The sequence below is a fragment of the Micromonospora sp. SD12 genome, assembly GCF_052068495.1.
Classification (GTDB): domain Bacteria; phylum Actinomycetota; class Actinomycetes; order Mycobacteriales; family Micromonosporaceae; genus Micromonospora; species Micromonospora echinofusca.
The window spans coordinates 12,082-32,027 of the sequence record NZ_JBQHDF010000031.1; the positions used below are offsets into that span (position 1 = coordinate 12,082).

A 19,946-nucleotide genomic window follows, 5' to 3' on the forward strand; every position below is an offset into this window, starting at 1 on the left:
TCATGGCGCTCAGAACGCCTCGGGGTGGGCGGCCTGGGCGATCTTCTCGACCGCGAGGTGGTTGCTCGGGCCGAGGAAGACCGAGTCGGAGAGCACCACGTAGCGCTTGTTCTTCGCGGCGTCCCACTGCGGGAACTGGGCGAGCAGCTTCTGCGCGTCCGCGTCCGGGTCCTTGGACATGTAGTTGACCACGAGCAGGGTGTCCACGTCGGCCTTGGCGACCTGTTCGCGGGAGAGGTTGGCGAACGTCTGGTCCGTGGCGCCCTCGAAGGCGTTCACCGCCCCGGCCTTGGCCATGACGTCGTTCCAGAGCCCGTTGCCCCCGACGGAGCTGAACTCGCCGCCCATCGCCATGCCCGGGATGATCATCATGACGTTCTGCTTCGGCAGGTTCGCGGTCTTCGCCCCGACGGCCGCGATCCGCGCCTGGGAGTCGGCGATGACCTTCTCGGCGCGCTCCGACACCCCGAAGATCGCCCCGAGGTCGCGCAGCATCGCGTAGCTGTCCTCGATGGTCGGCTTGCCCGTGACCGTGCCGACCTCGCCGCACGAGCTCTTCGGGGCGTACGTGTTGGCCCCCACCGCCGCGAGGTCGTCGCGGGTGGCGAAGCCCGCCTCGGCGCGGAAGCCCCCGTCGTACGTGGAGATCACGAAGTCGGGCGTCAGCCCGATCATGGCCTCGCGCGGGATGTCCGACATGTCGTTGAGCTTGATGTTCCCCGACGGCAGTTGCTTGATCGCGTCGACCCGGCCGTCCACCTCGGAGGCGCCGTAGGACTGCGCGTTCGCCACGATCCGGTCGGCGACGCCGAGTTCCAGCAGCGCGGAGACCTCCGCCACCGACCCGCCGTTCATCACGACCACCCGGCTCGGCGCCTGCTTGTAGGTGTACGACTTGCCGCAGTTGGTGATCGTCACCGGGTAGCCCGCCTTCGGCGGCTCGTTCGACAGTTCGGCCTCGCTCCTGGCCGCCGTGCAGGCCGTCGAGAACAGCAGGGCGGCGACCGCCGCCGCGAGGGGGAATCGCTTGAGTTTCATCCGGTCCTCCGAGCAGTTGACGTGGCGACGGGCGTCGGCGCCGCCGCCCCTTCCGGTTCCGCTGCCGCGGCAGTGGGCTTGGGCAGGTGGTGCAGACGGACACTGACCAGGCCGGCGCAGGTCGCGGAGGCCGCGAGCAGGAGCGCGGTGGCCGCGAAGGCCGTCGCGTGGTCGGCGAAGGGCACGCCGGGGTCGCCGGGCGTCGCGCCGAGCACGGTGCGGTACCAGACGCCGGCGACCGCGACCCCGAGGGCGAGGCCGAACTGGGTCACGGTGGTCGCCATGCCGGACGCCGCGCCCGCCTCGGCGGGCCGGACCCGGCCGAGGATCCCGGCCACCAGCGGCGAGACGACCAGCCCCTGCCCGAAGCCGGCCAGCGTGACCACCGCGACGAGCATGGGTGCCTGCGCGGACTCGGGCGCCTGGACGACGGCTGCGCTGGCCAGCAGGACGGCGGCGAGCAGGCCGCAGCCCACGGCCGGGGTCGGTGCCGGGACCAGGCGTCCCACCCGGCGGCTCGCCGCGGAGCCCAGCGAGAAGCCGATCCCGAGCGGCACGAACATCAGCGCCGCCGTGAGCGGCGTGAACCGCAGCCCGGTCTGGAGGTAGTAGGTGAACACGAGGAAGAGCCCCGAGTTCGTGGCGAACAGCGCCAGCACCGTCAGCAGGGAGAGCCGCATCCCCGGGGCGGTGACGACCCGCGGCGGGAACAGCGGCTCGCCGCCCTCGCGGTGCAGGCGCCGCTGCTGGTTGACGAGCACGACGGCCACGACGAGCGCGATGGGCACCCCGAGCCAGAGCCACGCCGGGCCGCCCGGCCCGAAGACCAGGGGCACGAGCAGGGCGGGGGCCGCCACGATGGTGAGCGCCGCGCCCGCGAGGTCGAGGCGGTGCGGCGCCTTCGGCACGGTACGCGGCAGGACGCCGCCCAGCGCCAGGATGACGATCCCGACGGGCACGTTGACCAGCAGCGCCGGCCGCCAGCCGAGGCCGAAGATGTCGGCCTCGACGATGAGCCCGCCGCCCGCGATGCCGCTGATCACGCCCAGGCCGATGACGACGCCGTAGACGCTGATGGCCCTCGCCAGCCGATCCGGGTCCTGCATCGTGGCCCGGATGATCGCGAGCACCTGGGGTGCCATGAACGCCGCCGTGGCGCCCTGTAGGAAGCGGGCCACGATGAGCAGGTCGGCGTCCGGCGCGATCCCGCACAGCAGCGAGGTGACGGTGAAGCCGGCGACGCCCCAGAGGAACACGGTGCGGTGCCCCAGCCGGTCGCCGAGCCGGGCGCCGGTGACCATCAGGGCCCCGAACGCGATCACGTACGCCGCGCCGACGAACTGGATCTGGTCGAAGCCCGCGTCGAGGTCGCGCTGGATGGACGGGCTGGCCACGTTGACCACGAACCCGTCCACCTGGGTCATGAACGTCGCGGCGAGGACCGCGCCGAGTCCGAGCCACTCGCGTCGTTCGCTCATGCTGCCCTCCGAAGGTCGTCGACAGGTGCGAGGACGGCGCCGATCCGCGCCAGGGGGCCGGCGGCGAGCATCCCGTCGTGGGTGCAGTCCAGCCGGTGCACGTCGATCCGCCCGTCGACGTGTGGCTCCCAGCTCGCCGGTCCGGGCCAGTCCGGTGTCTTGCCGTCGGTCGCCTCGACGACCAGCACGTCGCCGGTGAGGCGGCGGGGCGTCCAGTCGGCGATGAGCCGCGAGTTGCGGGCGAAGGCGTCGTACGCGAGGCGACGCCGCGGCTCGTCGAGGCCGCCCAGCGCGGCCTGACCGAGCACGGCGGCGACCGCGTCGCGCTCGCCGGGCGGCGGCAGCTCCCGCCAGGCGGCCGGCACCGGGTACGAGTCGAGCAGCGCCAGCAGGGCCACCGACCCGCCCGACTCCGTGAGCTGCGTGGCCATCTCGTGGGCCACCAGCCCGCCGAACGACGCGCCGAGCAGGTGGTACGGCCCGTCGGGCTGGACCTCCCGGATGCGCCGTACGTGGTCGGCGGCCAGCTCGGCGACGCTCGCGCACCCACCGGCGGCGACCGACTGGAGCCCGTACACCGGGCGGTCGGGCAGGCTCGCCAGCAGCGCGGCGTACGACCACGCCAGCCCGGTGGCCGGCGCGACACAGAACAGCGGCGGCCCGCTCCCCCGCGTACGCAACGGGAGCAGCACCTCCGTCGAGCCGTCGCCGGTGTCCGTGGCGAGCGCCGGCGCGAGCCTCGCGACGGTCGGCGCCTCGAACACCGTCCGGATGCTGATCTCCACGCCGAACTCCGCGCGCACCCGGCCCATGAGCCGGGCGACGAGCAGGGAGTGCCCGCCGAGCGAGAAGAAGTCGTCGTCGATGCCCACCTCCGGCAGGCCGAGCAGGTCGGCGAAGAGGCCGCACAGCACCGTCTCGCGGTGGTCGCGCGGCGCGCGGCCGCCGACCGTCGCGGTCAGGTCCGGCGCGGGCAGCGCCGCGCGGTCGAGCTTGCCGTTCGTGGTCCGGGGGATCGCCGCCAGCGCGACGAACGCGGGCGGCACCATGTAGTCGGGCAGCCGCTGCGCCACGAACTGCCGCAGCGCGGCGGGCTCCGGCGCGGCGTCGCCCGCCGGCACGACGTAGCCGACGAGCCGCAGCTGGCCCGGCGCGTCCTCGCGGGGCACCACCGCCGCCTGGGCGACGTCGGGGTGGGCGAGCAGCACCGCCTCGATCTCCCCCGGCTCGATGCGGAAGCCCCGGATCTTGACCTGGTCGTCCGCGCGCCCGAGGAACTCCAACGTGCCGTCGGGCCGCCAGCGGGCGAGGTCGCCGGTGCGGTACATGCGGCCACCCGGGGCCCCGAACGGGTCCTCGACGAACCGCTGCGCGGTCTGCTCCGGACGCTCGTGGTAGCCACGGGCGACCGGGGCGCCGGCGAAGTACAGCTCGCCGACCGTGCCGGGCGGCACCAGCCCGCGCGCCGGGTCCAGCACGTACGCCCTGGTGTTGGTGAGCGGCCTGCCCACGATCGGCTCGGCGCTCTCGGCGAGCCGGCACCAGAGGGTGTCGACCGTGCACTCGGTGGGGCCGTACAGGTTGTAGACGCTCATGCCGGCGTCGCGCAGCGCCGTCCAGAGCGCGGGGCCGGTGGCCTCGCCGCCGAGCGCGAGCACGGCGGGCCGGTGCCGGCCGGCGTCGAGGAACCCGTTGGCCACCAACTCCTCGGCGTACGTGGGGGTGATGTCCATGAAGTCGATCCCGTGCCGGTCGACGTAGTCGAGCATCGCGGCCGGGTCGCGGCGCCGGTCGTCGTCGACGAAGTGCAGCTCGTGGCCGTCGAGCAGCCACAGCAGCCCCTCCCACGAGGTGTCGAAGGACAGCGACGCGGAGAGCGCGGCCCGCCGCACCCGGCCGGCGGACTCCGGGCGGATCATCGTGTCGCGGTGGTGGTGGAAGAGGTTGACCAGGCCGCCGTGCTCGACCACGACGCCCTTGGGCACGCCGGTGGAGCCGGACGTGTAGATGAGGCAGGCCGCGTGCCGCGGCGCGAGACCGGTGTCCGGGACGGGCGCGTCGGCCGTACCGGCCAGCTCCGCGGCGGTCGCGGGGGCGTCCAGCAGCAGGACCGGTACGTCGGTGTCGCGGTGCCCGGCCCAGAGCGCCACGGTGCTGACCACCGCGACGGGCGCGCTGTCCGCGAGCATCGCCGCGACGCGCCGGGCGGGCAGGTCCGGGTCGACGGGCACGTAGGCCGCGCCCGCCTTGAGCACGGCCAGCAGCGCCACGATCGACTCCGAGGTGCGCGGCAGCAGCAGCGCGACGTACCGGTCGGGGCCGGCCCCCCGGGCGACGAGCAGGGCGGCGAGGCGGTCGGCGAGGCGGTCCAGTTCGGCGAAGGTCAGCGTGGCGTCGCCGGCCACCAGCGCCGTCCGGTCCGGCGTCGCGGCGGCCTGCGCGGCGAACAGCGCGGATACGGTGACCGCCGGCAGGGGCTTCGCCGTGTCGTTCCACTCCTCCAGCAGCAGCCGGCGCTCGCCGTCGAGGAGCAGGTCGACGTCCCCGACCGGCGTGTCGGGGGCGTGCGTGGCGCGGCGCAGGAAGGCCAGGAATCGGTTCAGGTGGCCGGCGAGTTCGTCTTCGTCGTAGCAGTTGGGGTTGGCGTCGAGGACGATCCGCAGGCCGCTGCCGTCGGCGTGGTCGTAGACGTGCACGACGAGGTCCTCGACGAGCCCGGCGCTGACGTTGCGCACGAGCCCGCGAAGTCCGGCGAAGCGCAGGCCGTAGTCGAACGGCATGATGTTGACCGAGGGCCCGAAGAGCTTGCGCTCGCTGGCGACCAGCCGCAGATCGCGGCGCAGCTGCTCGTAGCGGTAGCGCAGGTGCGGGCGCGCCGACCGCACCTCGTCGCCGACCTGTGCGGCGAGGTCCGCCAGCGTGGCGGTGGGCTCGACGCGGACCCAGAGCGGCACGACGTTGGTCACCATGCACGGCACCCGCAGCGACACCGAGCCGAGGCGGGACATGACGGGCAGCGCGAGGGTGAGTTCGTCGGCGCCGGTCATCCGGTGCAGGTACGCCGCGAAGGCCGCGATGACCGTCTCGCTCCAGGTGGTCCCGGTGGCCTTCGCGACCGCCTTCAACGCGCCGATGCCGGCGGCGTCGAGGTCCTCGCCGACGCGGTGCACGCTGCGGGCCAGCTTGCCGGAGCGGCGGGCGAGTACGACCGGCGCCGGCCTGCCCCGCGCCCGGGACGTCCAGTGCTCACGCGCGGCGGCGTACGCGTCCGAGTCCGCGTAGGCCCGGTCCTCGTCGACGACGGCGGCCAGGGAACCGAACGTGCGGGGCGGCGGTTCGCGTCCCTCGACGAGCGCGGTGTAGCGCTGCGCCACCCTGCGGGCGACGAGGGACAGCCCGTACCCGTCCAGCGCGATGTGGTGGGCGCGCTGGTACCACAGCACGTGCTCGGGGCCGAGCCGGAAGATCGCGTGACAGAACAGCAGGTCCTTGCGGAGGTCGACGGCGACCGCGAGGTCCGCGCGCATCCAGGCCAGCGCGGCGGCGAGCGGGTCGGCCTCGCCGCTGGTGTCGACCTGGTGCACCGGCCACGGCTCGTCGTCGCGGGGACGTTGCCACGGGCGACCGTCGGCGTCCTCCTCGAACACCATGGTCAGCGCCTCGGCCTCGCCGGTGGTCCCGCGCACCGCCTCCTCCAGCAGCCGCAGGTCGACCGGGCCGCGGATCTCGACGTACTCGGCGGTGTTGTAGGCGGAGCTGTCCGGGTCGAACTGCTGGCCCGTCCAGATCCCCTCCTGCGCGGCGCCCAGCCGCAGCGCCCCGTCAGCCATCGCGGCCCGCCACCAGGTCCACCCAGTGCCCCAGCGTCGGCTGCTCGGCCAGCTCGACGAAGCTGACCTCGGCGCCGGCGTCGCGCCACCGCTCCATCAGCATCATCAGCCGCATCGAGTCCAGGCCGGAGTCGAACAGGTTCTCCTCGTCGGTGGTCTCGTCCGGGAGGCGGTAGAGCATCTCCGCGACGTCCGCCCTGATCGTCGTTGCCGTCAACTGATCTGCCACGTCATGCCTTCCCGTGTGTGTGAGGTGGACACGGGTGGAATCCGGCGATCGGCGCCGCCGGATCCCACCCGGGAACGAACGTCCATGAAGGACTAGGCCGCCGCGTCGACGTCGTCGTAGACGGTGACCCGGTACGACACCGCCGGCTCCGGCGTCGCGGTGTGCAGCGCGCGGTGGACCAGGGTGCGGTTGTCCCAGAGGAGCATGTCGCCCTTCTCGAACGTCTGGAGGTGGATGTTCTCGTGCTCGTAGGTGCGGTCGAGCTGGCCCGTGGCGGTCAGCAGCTCCGTCAGCAGCTCCGGCTGCTCGTTGCCGTCCGCGTCCCGCACCGACGAGGTGAAGCCCTCGCTGATGTAGAGCACCGTCTCCCCGGTGTGCGGGTGGGTGAAGGTGGTCTGGCTCGTCACCGGCGGGGTCTTCGCGTTGACCTCCTCGATGAGCTCGGAGATCGGCCGGTAGACGTCGGTGGGCCGGATCTTGAAGTACCGCAGCACGCTGTGCGTCGCCGTGGTGTCCTTCACCGCCAGCTTCAGCTCCTCGGTCAGCTTCTCGTACGCCGTCGCGAGGTTGATGAAGTACGTGCCACGGTTCTTCGTCGGCACGACCTGCGGGTAGATCAGGGTGATGTCGAAGGGACGCTGCATGAACTGGTAGTCCGAGTGCCAGAACTTGCCGGTCTTCGGCACCCCGACCTGGCGGCCGTCCTCCTCCTTGACGTTGGAGGAGACGAACACCTCCTTGACCTCGGGGTGGTGGTAGACCGGCTCGTAGTACTCGGCGACCCGACCGAGCCGCTCACCGAGCGCCAGGAACTGTCGCGGTGACAGGTCCTGGTTCTTCAGCACCACGATCTTGTTGGTGTAGATGGCCTTCTTGAGTTCGACGATGTCCTGCGCCGGGGCGGTTTCCGCGTCGAAACCCTCCACGATGACGCCGAACTTCTTTCCAGCCTGCGGGGTGATTTTCATTCGCACTCCTCTGAGCGGTGGCGCCGCGAATCCGACACCTCAGTAGTCGCGTCCGATCGGACAACAGTTCCCGCCCCGACAGGTGCCCGGGGCCGAAATTCCAGGTCAATTACCAGGTCGTGGGTTCACATTTCCGCGGGCTCCTTCGCGAATGTCGGCCTGCCGTTCCCACAGCTGGGCATGGCAGGCGTAGATGACGGCCGCCGCGCCTTCCGGGTCGTCGCGGACGACGAAGTGACCGCTGCCGGGAATGACGAAGTGCTGTGCCCTCGGCAGCATCCGCCGGGCCCGGACCGCGTCGCGCAGCGGCACGACGCGGTCCTGGTCGGCCCAGACGAGGTTCACCGGAGTCGTGTCGTCGACCTCGGCGGCCCGGAACGCGTAGCGGCCGGCGTACCGGCACAGCGTCGAGACGTCGCTGGCGATCATCGACGTCACGTCGGCGGCGACCGCCTCCGCCCGCAGGGCGACGGGCCGGGCCGACACGTTGCCCATGACGAACCTGCGGACGCAGCTCCTGGCGAGCAGCCGCCCGCGCGTCCGGGGCCCCACCGCGGCGGTGATCCGGAGGATCGCGTGGGTCCGCACCACGCACACGCAGGCGTGGCAGGCCGCCCGGAACCCGATGCTGCACAGGGCGGTCACCGCCGCGACAGGCACCCGCCGCGCCAGTTCGAGCGCGATCACCCCGCCGAGCGAGTGCCCGACCACGTGCGGCCGGCGCAGTCCCAGCGCGGCGATGCGCTCCGCCACGTACTCGGCGAGGCGCGGCACGACGTCGCGGCCCGACGCGAGCCCCGGCACGCCGCCGTGACCGGGCAGGTCGATCGCGAGGGTCCGGGCGAACCCCGGAATGCGTTCGACGACGGCGTCCCAGCTCGCCCGGCCGAGACCGGCCGCGTGCAGCAGAAGGAGCTGCGGGTCCTCCGCGAGCCGGCTCTGCTCGGCCATGGTGCGGCTCCGTTCTTTCCGTCCGGACGTGGCCGTCGCGGCACGTGGACGTGTCAGGAGGCGCTGACCATCGGCGCGCGCGACGCCTCGGTCGTGTCGGCCCGCTCCGGCAGGTCGGCGCCCGCGTGTGCCTTGAACCGCCGCAGGCGCAGGCTGTTCGTCACCACGAACACCGAGCTACCGGCCATGATCAGGCCCGCCAGCATCGGATTGAGCAGCCCGCTCGCCGCGAGCGGGATGGCCCCGACGTTGTAGGCGAAGGCCCAGAACAGGTTGCCCTTGATCGTGCCGAGGGTGCGGCGCGACAGCCGGATGGCGTCCGCGACCACGCGCAGGTCACCGCGGACGACCGTCAGGTCGCCCGACTCGATCGCCACGTCGCTGCCGGTGCCCATCGCGATGCCCAGGTCGGCCTGCGCGAGCGCCGCGGCGTCGTTGACGCCGTCGCCGACCATCGCGACGACCTTGCCGTCGGCCTGGAGCCGCTTGACCAGGTCGACCTTGCCGGCGGGGAGGACGTCGGCGACGACGTCGTCGATCCCCACCTCCGCCGCGATCGCCGCCGCTACCGCGGCGTTGTCGCCGGTCAGCAGGATCGGGTGCAGCCCGAGCCGCTTGAACTGCGCCACCGCCGTCCTGCTGGTGGGCTTGACCCGGTCGGACACGACGAGGATGCCGCGCACGGCGCCGTCCCAGCCCACCATCACCGAGGTACGGCCCGCCGCGTCGGCCGTCGCCTTGGCGGCGGCGAGCTCCGGGGGCAGGTCGGCGGCCCACGAGCCGAGCAGCGAGGCCCGGCCGACGATCACCTCGTGCCCGTCCACCCTGCCACGCACACCCACCCCGGTCTCGCTGGTGAAGTCCGCGACCGCGGGCAGTTCGCCGCAGCGTTCCCGCGCCCCCGCCACCACGGCGCGGGCGATGGGGTGCTCCGACGCGTTCTCCAACGCGCCCGCGAGTCGCAGCAGCTGGGCGTCGGTCACCCCGTCGACGGGCACGACGTCCACCACGGACATCTCGCCGGTGGTGACCGTGCCGGTCTTGTCGAGCACGACGGTGTCGACGGTCCTCGTCGACTCCAGCACCTGCGGGCCCTTGATGAGGATGCCGAGCTGCGCACCCCGGCCGGTGCCGACCAGCAGCGCGGTCGGCGTCGCCAGCCCCAGCGCGCACGGGCAGGCGATGATCAGGACGGCCACCGCCGCGGTGAACGCGGCCGCCGCGGGTTGGCCGGAGCCCAGCCAGTAGCCCAGCGTGGCGAGCGACAAGGCGATCACCCCGGGCACGAACACCGCCGACACCTGGTCCGCGAGCCGCTGCACGTCGGCCTTGCCGGTCTGCGCTTCCTCGACGAGCCGGGCCATCTGCGCGAGCTGCGTCTCGCCGCCCACCTTCGTGGCGCGGACGACGAGCCGCCCGCCGGCGTTCACCGTGGCGCCGACGACCTCGTCGCCGGGCCCCACCTCGACGGGTACGGACTCGCCGGTGAGCATGCTCGCGTCGACCGCGGAGGAGCCCTCCTCCACGACGCCGTCGGTCGCCACCTTCTCCCCCGGCCGTACGAGGAACCGGTCGCCGACCGCGAGCGCCGAGATCGGCACCAGCACCTCGACGCCGTCGCGCAGCACCGTCACGTCCTTGGCGCCCAGCGACAGCAGCGCCCGCAGCGCGGCGCCGGAGCGGCGCTTCGCGCGTGCCTCGAAGTAGCGGCCGCAGAGGATGAACAGCGTCACGCCCGCGGCGACCTCCAGGTACATGTTGCCCTCGCCGGGCGTCCGTTCCAGCGTGATGCGGAACGGGTGACGCATGCCGGGCTCGCCGGCGGTGCCGAGGAAGAGCGTGTACAGCGACCACACGAACGCGGCGATGGTGCCCACCGAGACCAGCGTGTCCATCGACGCGGCGGCGTGCCGGAGGTTGGCGAAGGCGGCCCGGTGGAAGGGCCACGCCCCCCACACCACGACCGGCGCGGCCAGCGTCAGGCAGGCCCACTGCCAGTACTCGAACTGGAGCTGGGAGAACATCGACATCGCGATGACCGGCACGGCCAGCACGGCGACGACCCAGAGTCGGTGCCGGGCCGCCCGCAGCTCACGGTCGTGCTCGGCCGCCTCCGCGGCGGCCGGGTCCGGGGCGTCCGCCGCCGGGGCCGAGGGCGGCTGCACCGGCCGGGCCGTGAAGCCGATCTCCTCGACGGCGGCGATCACCGCGGCCTGCGAGACCTGCGGCGCGACGAGCACCTTCGCCTTCTCGGTGGCGTAGTTGACCGTCGCCTCCACGCCGTCGATCGCGTTGAGCTGCTTCTCGATGCGCGCCGCGCAGGCCGCGCACGTCATGCCGCCGATCAGCAGTTCCAGTTGGTTGTCAGTCCTGGCCGTGCGCGGTGTCACCAGCCGGGCCGTGAAGCCGATCTCCTCGACGGCGGCGATCACCGCGGCCTGCGAGACCTGCGGCGCGGCCAGGACCTTCGCCTTCTCGGTGGCGTAGTTGACCGTCGCCTCCACGCCGTCGATCGCGTTGAGGCGCTTCTCGATGCGCGCCGCGCAGGCCGCGCACGTCATACCGCCGATCAGCAGTTCCAGTCGGTTCTCAGCCGTGGCCATGCGGGGTGCCTCCCTCCGTGGCGCCGCCGGACGTGTCGGCGGGGACAGCGGCTCCGCCGTTGCGCACGGCCTCCTCGTTGCGTGCCTTGGCCGCCGCGAAGGCCTCCTCGCTCAGGCCGTGCGGCGGCGGGTTGGGGCCGTTCACGCGCAGGGTGAACGCCGCCGTGCGTACGACGCCCTGGTGCTGGAAGTCCAGGAACAGCCGGTAGTCGCCGAAGCTGGGCGCGGTGGCGTGGAACAGGATGTCCGGGCCGGGGGCGGTCTGTCCGTCGCCCGGCGTGCCGTCCGGATGCACGTGCAGGTACGCCATGTCGCCGTCGCGGAGCGCGACCAGGTGGCCGAAGGCGCCGAGGTACGGCTCCAGGTCGGTGACCGGCTTGCCGCCCTTCGCGACGCTGAGGGTCAGCTTGCCGCTCTTGCCGGGCGTCAGCTCGCCGCCGAGCGTCACGGTGTAGCCGTCCACCGTCGCGGTGGTCGAGGGCGCGGGCAGCGCCTCCGGCCGGAAGTCGCCCGACACGGACACGTCCGCCCCGAGCGTCTCGCCGTGGATGCCCCACAGCGGCATGTAGTCGGCGAAGATCCGGTACTCGCCCGCCGCCGCGAAGGTCAGCGGCACCCGCCACACGCCGTCGGAGCCGAGGTTCGGGTGGACGTGCTGGAAGTTCGTCAGGTCGCGCCGCGCCACGATGAGGTGCATCAGCTTCTCGTGCTGCGGCTTGTACTTCATCAGCGGCGTACCGTCGTGTTGCAGGATCTGGAAGGCGAAGGTCTGCTTCGTGCCCGCCCGGACGTTGTCCGTGATCACCTTCAGGTTCATGCTCTCGTGGGTGATGGCCAGGCCGTACGAGGACTCCTCGGCAGCGGCGGCCGGCTTGGCGGCGGGTGCGGGCGCCGGTGCCGCCGTCGGCGGGGGCCCCACCACACGGCCGACGGTGTAGGCGCTTCCCAGCACCAGCACCAGGGCCAGTGCGAACGCACCGAGTTTCGTCACTATCTTCATGATCATCCGTCCTGAGTCGACGCGATTGGCGTGGAGGCCGCCCCGCTCCACCGCAGCAGGCAGGCCCCGAACGACATGCCGCCGCCGAACGCCAGCAGGAGGACGAGGTCGCCGTCGGAGAGCCGTCCGGCCCGGTTGGCGTGGTCGAGGGTGAGCGGCACCGAGGCGCTGCCGGTGTTCGCGTACTCCTCCACCGTGCGGTGGGTCCGCGCGGCGGTCAGCCCGCACGCGCGTACCAGTTCGTCCAGCAGCATGCCGTTGGGCTGGTGGGGCACGACGTGCGCGATGTCGGCCGGGTCGACGCCCGCCCTGGCCAGCAACTTGTCCACGAACGGCGGGACCTCCTGCAGGACCAGTTCCGTGACTCCCCGGCCCTGCATCCGGAAGAAGTGGCCGCCCTCGGCGAGCGTCGCCGCCGACGCCGGCAGCCTGCTGCCGCCCGCCGACACCCGGATCAGGTCACCGGCGTCGCCCCGGCTGGCCATCTCGTACTCGATGACGCCGCGCCCCGCGGGCACCGCCCCCACGACGGCCGCGCCGGCGCCGTCGCCCAGCAGCACGGCCGTGCGCCGGTCCTCGAAGTCCAGGATGCGTGAGTAGACGTCGGCGCCGACCACCAGCGCGTGGGTGCCCGGCCGGTCGGCCACCAGCGACCGCGCCAGCACCAGGGCGTGCACGAATCCCGCGCACACGGCGTTGACGTCGAAGCAGGCGGCCCCGTACGCGCCGAGGCGTTCCTGCACCAGGCAGGCCGTCGGCGGCTGGGGCTGGTCCGGGGTCGACGTGGACACGATGAGGTAGTCGACGCGTTCGACGCCGAGGCCCGCGTCCCGCAGCGCGCGGGTCGCGGCGTGCACGGCGAGGTCCGAGGTGGCCTCCTCCGCCGCCGCGAACCGGCGCGAACGAATGGCGGTCTTACGCACGATCCATTCCGGGCTCGCGCCCGGTACGCGACGTGCGATTTCCTCGTTCGACAATGCTCGCGTGGGCACCCAGGATCCGGTGCCCAGAATTCCGACGGATGAGGACACAACAGCCTCCACAGAGAAAAGGCGTTCCTTGCCTGCAAATTAGCCGAGCGGAAGCATCGACCGCAATCACGAACGCCACCACCCCACACCGGCCGTCGGGCAAATTACCGAACGATGGCGGAAACAATTTCGCGGCGATGGAACGTGCAATTTCCCGGCCCTTCGGCACACGGTTCACCCGTGCAGTTCCTCCCGGGCCGGACATGACACGGCACGGGTGGGACGTGCCGATGACCACCGCCATGCTGGCGGGACGACCGATCGCGTGGCGGGGGCCCCGCGGCCCGTCCGGCGCCCCCGTACGGGCGGGCCGGCCGACGTCGGCGCCATTCCTCGTCGGGCAGGACCACGACCGGACGGAGAGCATCCGATGACAGCGCACACCGCCGAAGGGAGCCGCCCCTCGGCCGGCTCCGGGGAGGGCCGCCGGCCGGCCGCGACGCTGCGGACGGATCAGCAGATGCCCCGACCCAAAGTGACGGATACGATCCCTTCCGTGTCGGACGAGAGCATGACGACGTCCACGCCGACCCTGCCGCGGGCGGCCTCGGTGCGTCCGACTGTGGTGGGCGCACCGGGGCGAGCCGCCCCGGGCCGCGTGCGCCCGGAGTCCCTGCGTTGACGGTCACCGGGGAGCAGCCCGCCGACCTGACGCGGTGCGCCGCCCTGCCGGCGCGGCCCCCGTCGACCCCGGGCATGCGTCAGGCGAGGCTGTGCACGTTGGTGAGCGCCGCGAGCGGGGTTGCCGCGTGCCTGGCGCTCACGGTCCTGCAGTTGCTCCGCAGCCCCGACGGGCGGTGGCTCGCGCTCGGCGCCACCGGCTGCCTCCTCCTGGCCGTGGCACTGGCTGGCGCGCTGTACCGGACGGTCACCCCGGGAACGGCTCCGACGACCAACGGCTGGACGCTCGCCGCTCCCGCGCTGGCCGCGGCGCTGTCCGTGCCGCTCGTCGGGCCTGCGGGCGACACCCCGGGTCTGGCGTGGTCCTTCGTGGGCGCCGCGCTCGTCGGGGTCGCGCCGCTGCTGCTGCCGGCCCGGTACGCGGTGACCCCCATGGCCGCTACGGTCCTGGTGTCCGCGGCGACGGCCTGGTGGCTCGGCGGCCCCGTGCGCGACGCGGTGACCGTCACGGTGGTGCTCGGGCTGTCGGTGGCGGTGTGGAACGTGCTGAACCTGTGGTTCTGGACGTTCCTCGGGCAGGCCTGGGAGGGGCGCGACGCGCTGGCCCGCCTGGCCGCGACCGAGGAGCGGCTACGCTTCGCCCGCGACGTCTACGACCTGCTCGGCAACCACCTGGCGGCGATCGCGTTCAAGGCCGAGCTGGCGTCGCGGCTGGCCCCGGTCGACGGGGAGCGGACGAAGAAGGAGGTCGCCGAGATCCGGGCGCTCGCGGCGGCCGCGCTGGCCCGGATGCGGGAGGCCGTGCACGGCTACCGCGGTGTCGACCTGCACGAGCAGGTGCTCGCGGTGGCCCGGGTGCTGCGGGCCGCCGACGTGCGGTGCACCGTGACCCAGCCGAGGAAGGACCTGCCACCCGCGCTCACCGGGCCGCTGATGTCCGTACTGCGCGACGCGGGGGCCCACGTGCTGCGCGACGGCGAGGCACGGTGGTGCACGATCGAGGTGGCCCGCGAGGCGGACGGAGCACGGTTGACGGTCGTCAGCGACGGCGCCGGCGCCGCGGACGCCGACGACGCCGTGCTGCCGGGACTCGCCGACCGGCTGCGGGACGCGGGCGGCGCGCTGCGTACCTGGCGGGAGGACGGGACGTTCACCGTGGAGGCCACCGTCCGCACGAAGCGGTGACCGGACGGCGTACGCCGACGGCGGGTCGCCACCCCGTCGGCGCATGGTCGCCGAACGCGACGCGGCACGCGCCCCACCTGTCGGTGGACACGGTGCCGCGTGGTCAGCGGGTCGCCGGCAGGGGCCCGCCGGGCAGGAGGCACTCGTCGGCCGTGGGCCAGCGCGTCGGATCCTCACCCAACGTGACGAGCTCGGCGACCTGGAGGCGGCACCACGGCGACAGGGAGATGTCCCCCGTGTTCACCGCGTAGACGAAGTCCGCCCAGTCGGCCCACTCGAAGTCGGCGATGGCGGCCGGGTCCGGGGTGGGACGCTCGTCGGTCACCACCCGGAACACCGGCGCGACGGCGTTCTCCGCCACCCCGTTGTCCATGACCGCGCGGTAGCGGAACGCCGGCAGCACCAGCTCGGGCACGGGCGCCGTCAGGCCGAGTTCGGCGCGGACGGTGCGCGTCACGGCCGCGGACACCGGTTCCCCCGGCGCGGGATGCCCGTAGCAGGAGTTCGTCCAGATCCCCGGCCAGGTCCGCGTCCGGTCGCCGCGCAGCGTCAGGAGCAGCTTCGCGTCGCTGGTGAAGACGTAACAGGAGAAGGCCAGGTGCAGGGGCGTACGCGAGTGGTGCACCGTCGCGCCCTCGGTGGCGCCCACGGGCTGCCCCTGTTCGTCGAGTAGCACGACCTGCGGCATGGTCATCGGGTCCCTTCCCGTACGGGATTCAGTTCGCCTGCGCGGAGGCGACCGCGATCACGGTTCCCCAGCCGGTTCCGCCGGCGCGACGTCACGCCGACGTCGCCTGCCGCGCGCACCCTTCGGTGGATCGATGTGCACCAACTCCGTACGCGTGCTGATCTTCAGCTTCCGGTAGGCCCGCGTCAGGTGCTGCTCGACCGTGCTGACGGTGATGAACAGCCTGTCGCCGATCTCCCGGTTGGTGTGCCCACGGGCGGCCAGGTTCACGACGCGGCGCTCGGCGTCGGTCAGGGTGGCGAGTCCCTCCTTGGCGCCGGCCACCGGAGGGTCGAGGGTGTCGTGGGCCGGCCTGAGCTTGCGCCGCAACAACTCGGCGTGGCAGCCCTCGGCGAGTTGGAGGGCGTGGGCGCTCATCATCTTGGCGCGCCCGAACTCGCCGAGCGCGTGCCCGGTCTGGCTGAGGTCCGCGAAGACGTGCGCGAGTTCGTGCCGGTCCCCGCTGGCGTGCAGCAGGTCCATCGCCTCGCGCAGCATCACCTGGCGTTGCTTCGGCGCGTACGCCGCCGCCAGGGCCCGCAGCCCCATGCCCTTGGCGCGCGGGGCGTCCCCACCCGGCAGCGCGAGGTGCTCGGTGACCAGCTTGCGGGCCCGGTCCGGCCGGCCCATCCGCACGTGCAGCCGGGCGAGGTCGACCCGCCACGGCAGCGCGCAGGGGTCGTCGACGCCCCAGGTCACGGCGAGCTGGCCGGTGGTCTGGAAGTCCGCGAGCGCGGCGTGCCGCCGGTCCACGGCGTCGTAGTAGACGCCCCGGGCCCGCAGGTACTGCGGCCAGAACAGGCTCTGGCGCATCGCGGCCGGTGTCGACTCGCGCAGGGCCGTCTCCGCCAGCGGCAGCTGCCCGGTCATCGTGCGGGCGAGCACCAGGTGCGCGAGCGGCGAGCCGACGGCGACGCCCCAGGCCGCGGGCGGCATCGTGGCCAGCGCGTCGCGCGCGTGCCGCTCGGCGACGCCCAGGTCGCCCCGGCACAGGGCGATGGCGGCCCGCACGTCCGACAGGACGGCCCGCCAGCTCGTGATCTCGTACGCCTCGGCCTCCTCGGCCAGCTTCTCGCACCAGTCGGCGGCGCGGTCGAGGTGGTCGGCGTGGACCAGCACCCGCAGCGCGTCCCACACCGACACGAGGAGGGAGTCGCCCGCGCGGGCGCGTTGCAGCACCTCCTCGGCGCGGTCGACCGGGCTGCCCCGGTCGTCGCCGAGGGATCCGGCGGCGGGATCGCCGCCGTGCGGACGGCAGTATCGCAGCCACCGCCGGGTGGCGAGGTAGTCGGCGCCGAGGTCGGGGTCCGGGTGCGCGGCGAGGTCGCCCAGGCCGCCGAGCGCCTCCTCGGCGTCGACGTGCCTGCCGTGCCAGGCGAGCGACCGGGCGAGCAGCAACGTGTCGGCCTCGTCGAGCAGGCCGGCGCGACCCGCCTCCAGCAGCGACGACAGGTGACGCGGGACCGCCTCGGGGTCGGCGCGCCAGTACGCCCGCACGAGGGCCGCCTCCGCGACGGCCCGCACCCGCCCGTCCCGGGTGGACCGCAGCGCCAGGTCCAGGCAGTCCACCGCGTACCGCACGGCGCCGCCGGCGACGGCCTCCCCCGCGGCCGTGACCAGCACCGGTGCGGCCCATGCCTCGGCCGGCTCACCGATGCCCACCAGGTGCGCGGCAACCTCGGCGGCGGACGCGCCGTCCTCGTGCAGCAGCCGCGCGGCGCGCGACCGCAGCGCCGACTGGGTCTGCGCCGGGCAGTCCTCCAGCACGGCGGCGCGCACCGACGGATGGTGGTAGACGTGTCCCTGGGTGAGGCCCGCCTCGGTGAGCGCGCCGAGCACCTGCCGCACGGCTGCCGCGCTCAGGCCCACCAGCCCGGCGACGAGCCCGACGGACACGGACGGACCGACGATCGCGAGGACCCGGGCGACGTCGAGCAGCCGGGGGTCGCTGCGGTGCAGGCACGCGAGCGCGGCCTGCACGAACGACTCGCCGACCGTCGGCGCGGCGTCCATGCCCCCGGCGAGCGAGTCGTCGGCCAGCGCGTGGACGAGCATCGGGTTCCCGCCGCTGATGAGGTGCGCGGACGCGGCGAGCCGCCGGGCGGCGTCCGGCCGGATCCGCTCGGCGAGCAGGCGTCCCACCCCGTCGGGCGACAGCGGCAGCAGTCGCAGGTGGCGGCAGTGGGGTTGCCGCGTGAGCTCCGCCCGGAACGCGGCGGCCTCGGGCCGCGCGCCGACGCATCCGCTGACCACGAGCAGCATCCGCGCGAAGCGGATCCGCCGTTGCAGGTACAGCAGCGCCTGCAACGACAGGGGGTCCGCGAATTGCACGTCGTCGACGACGACCACCAGCGTCCGGTCGGTGGCGACGTCCAGGAGGGCCTGACAGACGTCTTCGAGCAGTTGCGCCTCACCGTGCCGCAGGGCGGGAGTGTCCGACTCACCCGAGGGGGCGTCGTGGCGCCGGAGCAGCGGCAGGTGGTCGGCCGTCGCGGTCTGGGCACGCAGGCTGTGGAACAGCTGCCCGACGACGCCGAGGCGGATGCCGCTCTCGGCGACCGAGCAGGCGGCCGTCAGCACGAGCGCGCCGTCCCCGGCGGCCACCTCGGCGGCGGCGTTCACCAGTCTGGTCTTCCCGCTGGCGACACCCCCGTCGACCAGGGCCACCCGGCCCTGACCGGCGGCGGCCGTCGCGTACGTCTCCGCGAGGTCGGACAGCAGGTGTTCTCTCTCGATCAGTGCCATGTGGGACACCTCCGGACACTCCTGAGGCTCGGTCGGCCGGCGACTCACCCCGGTTGTACGGCGTGGGCGAAAGCGGCGCCGCCGGGCGGCGCCGGGTTGAGCGCCCGGGTGTGCGTCCGGATCCGGCGCAGCACGTCGGGCATCTTGTCGTTGAGGTAGAAGTGACCGCCGGGATGCACGACCAGCTCGAACTCGCCGCCGGTGTGTTCCTGCCACGCCTGCGCCTCGTCGACCGTGACCCGGGGGTCGCAGTCGCCGATGAGGGCGATGATCGGGCAGTCCAGGCGTGGTCCGGGCCGGTACTCGTAGGTCTCGGCGGCCGTGTAGTCGGAACGGATGGCGGGCAGCACCATCCGCACCACGTCCTCGTCGTCGAGCAGCGCGTCGTCGGTGCCCGCCAACGCGCGCACCTCGGCGATCAGGCCGGCGTCGTCGCGCAGGTGGACCCGCTCGACCTTGCGCCGGTGCGGTGCCCGCCGGCCGGAGGCGAACAGGGTGGTCGGAACGACGCCCTGCAGGCCCAGCCGCCGCGCGACCTCGAACCCGATCGTCGCGCCGAGGCTGTGGCCGAAGATGGTGACCGGCCGGTCGAGCAGGGGCGGCAGCGCCGCCACCAACTGGTCCGCGATCTCGTGGACCGAGGTGAGGCCCGGCTCCCGCCAGCGGTCCTGGCGGCCGGGGTACTGGACGGCGAGCACGTCGACCTCGGGTGCGAGGGCCTTGGCCGCCGCGAGGAAGTAGCTCGCCGAGCCGCCGGCGTGCGGCAGGCAGAGCAGCCTGGTCGCCGCCTCGTCGGCGGGGTGGAACCGTCGTATCCAGAGCTCGATGTCTGTCATCTCGTCCACCCCGCGAATCCGCTCGTGCTCGTCAGTGCCGGTTGCGCCCGGGGGGCGGTCAGCGGACCGCGTCCACCCGCGCCTCGCTCCAGCTGATGGTGGTGGGCCGGACCGCCGCCAGTTCGCTGGTGGTCCAGCTGTCCACGACGTCGATCCGCACGTCGCCGTCCGCCGGAGCGTCGGCACCGTCGAAGAAGAAGGCGTTCAGAATCTCGACTGCATTGACCGACATGGAGGGGTCCTCTCTCGCGCTGCAACGGCCTCGTTGGTGAGGAACGCCACTTAAACCTCCTCGATGGGTGCGTGTTTCAACAAGGTCTGCACTCACCGTCTCGGTGCAGGTTCATCACAGCGCAATCGTGAAACGCTCATACCCGCGCCGCACGGCAGGCTCGGCGAGCCTTGTCAATACTCCGAACTGCCAGAACAGCGTCACAGGTGTTTCGACGACGCGGTTCTCCCTGGCCGGACGGTCCCGGGAAACATCGGACCGACACCGGCTGCTCCCGGCGGCACGTGGGGCGCGGCAGCCCGGGTGAATCGCGTTCCCACCCGGACCAGGAACAACTTCAGGGAATCGCAGGGCGCCGTTCCCCGCCCCGTGGTGCGCAGGTCACCTGGCCGGTATGACGGTCTCATGCCCCACCGCCGGCCCACGACACCTGACCAGCACCAGCGCACTTCCACACCAATGACCACCACCA

At 73.2% G+C, this 19,946-nt stretch carries 14 protein-coding genes; 1 reads left to right on the forward strand and 13 read right to left on the reverse strand.

Annotation, left to right across the window (positions count from 1 at the left end; all coding sequences use genetic code 11):
• Positions 1 to 9: 9 nt before the first annotated feature.
• The 9 genes from ACTMS2_RS28830 to ACTMS2_RS28870 all read right to left on the reverse strand — a co-directional run bounded on the left by ACTMS2_RS28830 (position 10) and on the right by ACTMS2_RS28870 (position 13,140).
• Positions 10 to 1,038, reverse strand: coding sequence for an ABC transporter substrate-binding protein (locus ACTMS2_RS28830; RefSeq protein ID WP_101414440.1), 1,029 nt, complete (start codon positions 1,036 to 1,038; stop codon positions 10 to 12).
• A complete protein-coding gene (locus tag ACTMS2_RS28835; RefSeq protein ID WP_441178196.1) occupies positions 1,035 to 2,516 on the reverse strand; it encodes an MFS transporter in 1,482 nt (493 codons plus the stop codon). Before ACTMS2_RS28835 ends, ACTMS2_RS28830 begins: the two co-directional genes overlap by 4 nt.
• Complete coding sequence (locus tag ACTMS2_RS28840; RefSeq protein ID WP_441178197.1) at positions 2,513 to 6,346, reverse strand: amino acid adenylation domain-containing protein; 3,834 nt, start codon at positions 6,344 to 6,346, stop codon at positions 2,513 to 2,515. Before ACTMS2_RS28840 ends, ACTMS2_RS28835 begins: the two co-directional genes overlap by 4 nt.
• Complete coding sequence (locus ACTMS2_RS28845; RefSeq protein WP_441178198.1) at positions 6,339 to 6,575, reverse strand: phosphopantetheine-binding protein; 237 nt, start codon at positions 6,573 to 6,575, stop codon at positions 6,339 to 6,341. The genes ACTMS2_RS28840 and ACTMS2_RS28845 overlap by 8 nt, the downstream gene beginning before the upstream one ends.
• Before the next feature lie 92 nt (positions 6,576 to 6,667).
• Positions 6,668 to 7,543 (reverse strand): (3R)-3-[(carboxymethyl)amino]fatty acid oxygenase/decarboxylase, encoded by an 876-nt coding sequence (gene scoE / locus ACTMS2_RS28850; protein ID WP_441178199.1) that lies wholly within the window; start codon positions 7,541 to 7,543, stop codon positions 6,668 to 6,670.
• Positions 7,544 to 7,648: 105 nt separating this feature from the next.
• Positions 7,649 to 8,494 carry an alpha/beta fold hydrolase gene (locus ACTMS2_RS28855; RefSeq protein ID WP_441178200.1) on the reverse strand — a complete coding sequence of 282 codons (846 nt, stop codon included), beginning with the start codon at positions 8,492 to 8,494 and terminating at the stop codon, positions 7,649 to 7,651.
• Positions 8,495 to 8,547: 53 nt separating this feature from the next.
• Positions 8,548 to 11,097: a heavy metal translocating P-type ATPase gene (locus tag ACTMS2_RS28860; protein ID WP_441178201.1), complete on the reverse strand. Its 2,550-nt coding sequence runs from the start codon at positions 11,095 to 11,097 to the stop codon at positions 8,548 to 8,550.
• Positions 11,084 to 12,097, reverse strand: coding sequence for a hypothetical protein (locus tag ACTMS2_RS28865; RefSeq protein WP_441178202.1), 1,014 nt, complete (start codon positions 12,095 to 12,097; stop codon positions 11,084 to 11,086). Before ACTMS2_RS28865 ends, ACTMS2_RS28860 begins: the two co-directional genes overlap by 14 nt.
• A gap of 2 nt (positions 12,098 to 12,099) precedes the next feature.
• Entirely contained in the window at positions 12,100 to 13,140 is a 1,041-nt protein-coding gene (locus ACTMS2_RS28870) for a 3-oxoacyl-ACP synthase III family protein (protein ID WP_441178203.1), read from the reverse strand.
• Positions 13,141 to 13,851: 711 nt separating this feature from the next.
• Between ACTMS2_RS28870 and ACTMS2_RS28875 the strand changes: the two genes are divergently transcribed.
• On the forward strand, positions 13,852 to 14,934 hold the full coding sequence (locus ACTMS2_RS28875; protein WP_441178204.1) for a sensor histidine kinase: 1,083 nt from the start codon (positions 13,852 to 13,854) through the stop codon (positions 14,932 to 14,934).
• A 103-nt stretch (positions 14,935 to 15,037) separates the two neighbouring features.
• On the opposite strand, the gene idi is transcribed toward ACTMS2_RS28875, so the two are convergent.
• From idi to ACTMS2_RS28895, 4 genes are read right to left on the reverse strand one after another with little or no spacing between them, the layout of a single operon-like run.
• Positions 15,038 to 15,628, reverse strand: coding sequence for an isopentenyl-diphosphate Delta-isomerase (gene idi, locus ACTMS2_RS28880; RefSeq protein ID WP_363627269.1), 591 nt, complete (start codon positions 15,626 to 15,628; stop codon positions 15,038 to 15,040).
• A gap of 51 nt (positions 15,629 to 15,679) precedes the next feature.
• Entirely contained in the window at positions 15,680 to 18,406 is a 2,727-nt protein-coding gene (locus tag ACTMS2_RS28885; protein WP_441178205.1) for an AAA family ATPase, read from the reverse strand.
• 44 nt (positions 18,407 to 18,450) lie between these two features.
• Positions 18,451 to 19,242: a thioesterase II family protein gene (locus ACTMS2_RS28890; protein WP_441178206.1), complete on the reverse strand. Its 792-nt coding sequence runs from the start codon at positions 19,240 to 19,242 to the stop codon at positions 18,451 to 18,453.
• A 58-nt stretch (positions 19,243 to 19,300) separates the two neighbouring features.
• Entirely contained in the window at positions 19,301 to 19,474 is a 174-nt protein-coding gene (locus ACTMS2_RS28895; protein ID WP_441178207.1) for a hypothetical protein, read from the reverse strand.
• Between the last annotated feature and the right edge of the window lie 472 nt (positions 19,475 to 19,946).